The organism is Betaproteobacteria bacterium (assembly GCA_016791345.1).
Lineage (GTDB): Bacteria > Pseudomonadota > Gammaproteobacteria > Burkholderiales > JAEUMW01 > JAEUMW01.
The window spans coordinates 1-2,615 of the sequence record JAEUMW010000187.1 but is presented as its reverse complement, the minus strand read 5'-3'; the positions used below and the strand labels follow the sequence as shown (position 1 = coordinate 2,615).

The following is a 2,615-nucleotide window of genomic DNA, read 5'->3' as shown; positions in this document are numbered from 1 at the left end:
ACTACCGCTGAGTCGTCGTGAATGCTTGCTCCCCGGACGACTCACTTCCACGCCAGATTAAGCTTCTTCTTCGCAGCCGCGCAGTCCTTGAGGTACAAGTTGATCAGGCTCTGATAAGGAATCCCGGTTTCCTCGGCCAGGACCTTGAAATAGGCGATCGAGTCCTGATCGAGCCGTATCGTGACGGACTTCTTCAGCTGAGCCGCGTAAGGATTCTTTCTCGACGCGCTGAAATCGTACTCTTTGCGCATAAGGCACCCTTATGGGTAGAACTTAGATTCGCGTCGTGTCGCCTTTCGAGCGGAGACGATTCGAATCGTGTTGCTCTCGGCGCGATAGGAATGGACGACGACGAGAAGCCTGAGACTGCCGCTCAGACCAAGACATACGGAGCAAGCAAAAGCAGGCACTCGAATCGGAACCATGGCCTTGAACTGCTGCGAAATGCGTAGGGCAACAGCGCGCTAGGAGTGCTCTCCCCCCCGTGCCCTGAGCATGTCGATGATGCGCTCGGCCGTGTTCTCGATCGAGCTGTAGGTGGTGTCCACGACCGGCCAGCCGCGCTGGGCACACAGGCGGCGCGCCTCCGTGACTTCCCGCTTGAGTGCGTCGACGTCCACGTAGTCGCTGTTGTGCTGGAGCAGCTTGAGCTCCTTCATGCGTGCGGTGCGCACGGTCGCGAGCCGGTTCGGAGAGACAGTCAGTCCGACCACGAGCGGTCCCTTGGCGTTGAGCAGGCCGTCCGGCGCGGGCAGCCCGGGGACCAGTGGCACGTTGGCGGCCTTGATCCCGCGCGACGCGAGATACATGCAGGTCGGCGTCTTCGTCGAGCGCGAGACGCCGACGACGATCACGTCGGCATCGTCGAGGTGGTGGCTGTCGACCCCGTCGTCATGGGTCAGCGCATACTTCATGGCCTCGACGCGACGGTAGTAGTCGTCGTCGAACTCGTCGGCGGAGCTGGTGGTTGTGTGCACCGACACGTCGAAGTGTTTCGCGAGCTGGCCGATCAGCGGTTCGAGCGCGAACTGGCAGGGCACGCGCATCTGGTAGCAACCTCCTTCGAGCGCCTCGCGCACGTCGGTGTGGCTGATGCTGTGGATGACATACCCGCGCGAGCCTGCGATCGCGCCGAGAATCTCGGGGATCTGGCCCAGCCGCCGGACCATCTTCCACAGCTTGCGCTCGACGGTGACGTCTTCGAGCTGGGCGACCGCGTTGCGCGCCAGCATCTCCACCAGCTCGCCGGACGCGTGCGAGACGAGATGCAACACGATGGGTTTGCTCACGATCTCCCCAGCCTGCTAGCGGTGATGGCCGCCGTCCAGGCGCAGCACCGTACCGTTGATCATGACGTTGTTGAGCACGTGAACGACCAGCATGGCGAACTCCGCCGCGTCGCCGAAGCGGTGCGGAAACGGAATCTCGCGCGCGAGGCTGGAGTCGAGATTCTTCTCCATCGTGAAAAGCGTGTGCGTGCCGAAGAGCCCCGGCGCAATGCCGACGACACGGATGCCCAGGCGACCGAGCTCGCGGGCGGCCGGCAGGATCATGCTGACGACACCTCCCTTGGAGGCGGCGTAGGCGGCTTCGCCGCTTTGCCCTTCGTAGGCCGAGACCGATGCGGTGGAGAGGATGACGCCGCGCTCGCCGCTCGCAAGCGGTTCCAGCGTCGCCATGTCGGCGGCGGCGAGACGCATGACGTTGAAAGTGGAGATGAGGTTGACCTCGACGAGCTGCCGAAAGTCCTCCAGCGGCATCGGGCCCTCGACACCGACGATCGGTTGCGAGTGGCCACGGCCGACGCAGTGCACGAGGATGCGCGCCGCGCCGTGTGCCTCACGCGCCTGGGCGAGCGCTTGCTCCGTGGATGTCGCGTCTGCGACGTCGCACGGAATCGCCAGCCCGCCGATTTCGGCAGCGACTTTCCGCACGCCGTCGGCGTCGATGTCGATGACTGTAACCTTGGCACCGGCGTCCGCGAGATAGCGCGCGGTCTCCGCACCCAGGCCCGCCGCCGCTCCGGTCACCACCGCCGGGCACGCCCAAAGATCCATGGCAAGGTCCGCTTGGCTCAAGCCGCCCTATGACGGGTGGCAACGGCGCTGATTGTGGCGGTTTGCGCGCGCGGGCGCAAACGGTTGCTGCGGCTTGGCGCCACGGTGGGCGCTGCTGCGCTGCGGCTTCAGGGGAAGACCGGCGGATTCGCCTGCGGATCGACGTTGGGCTGCGGCGCGAACTGGTTGGCCTGGACGACCCAGCCTCCGCCCATCGCCTTGTAGACATCCACCAGCGCCTGGAAGAGGTCGCCCTGGTTGCGCGCGTAGTCGAGTTCGGCGGTAAAGAGGCTGCGCTCGGCGTCGAGCACCTCGAGAAAGCTGGTGTAACCGTTGTCGTAGCGCAGTCGCGCCAGCCGCGCGTAGCCCTGCAGCGCCTTCACCCGGCGCGCCTGCACCGCGAGCTGCTCGCGCAGCTTGACCTGGCCGACGAGCGCGTCCTCGGTTTCGCGAAATGCCGTCTGGATCGCCTGCTGATACTGGTAGAGCGCCTGCTGCTTGCGCGCTTCCGCCTGCGCGACCTGGCCGCGGATGGCGCCCGCGGTGAAGATCGGCACG

The 2,615-nt window shown here is 65.4% G+C and carries 5 protein-coding genes; all 5 read right to left on the bottom strand.

Annotated elements, in window-relative coordinates; all coding sequences use genetic code 11:
* Positions 1-41: 41 nt before the first annotated feature.
* Positions 42-251 carry a BrnA antitoxin family protein gene (locus tag JNK68_07165; GenBank protein MBL8540136.1) on the bottom strand — a complete coding sequence of 70 codons (210 nt, stop codon included), beginning with the start codon at positions 249-251 and terminating at the stop codon, positions 42-44.
* A 9-nt stretch (positions 252-260) separates the two neighbouring features.
* On the bottom strand, positions 261-425 hold the full coding sequence (locus JNK68_07160; GenBank protein MBL8540135.1) for a BrnT family toxin: 165 nt from the start codon (positions 423-425) through the stop codon (positions 261-263).
* Positions 426-464: 39 nt separating this feature from the next.
* A complete protein-coding gene (locus tag JNK68_07155; GenBank protein MBL8540134.1) occupies positions 465-1,289 on the bottom strand; it encodes a kinase/pyrophosphorylase in 825 nt (274 codons plus the stop codon).
* 15 nt (positions 1,290-1,304) lie between these two features.
* Complete coding sequence (locus JNK68_07150) at positions 1,305-2,057, bottom strand: SDR family NAD(P)-dependent oxidoreductase (protein ID MBL8540133.1); 753 nt, start codon at positions 2,055-2,057, stop codon at positions 1,305-1,307.
* Positions 2,058-2,185: 128 nt separating this feature from the next.
* A partial coding sequence (locus JNK68_07145; GenBank protein MBL8540132.1) for a TolC family protein occupies positions 2,186-2,615 on the bottom strand: 430 nt, incomplete at its 5' end.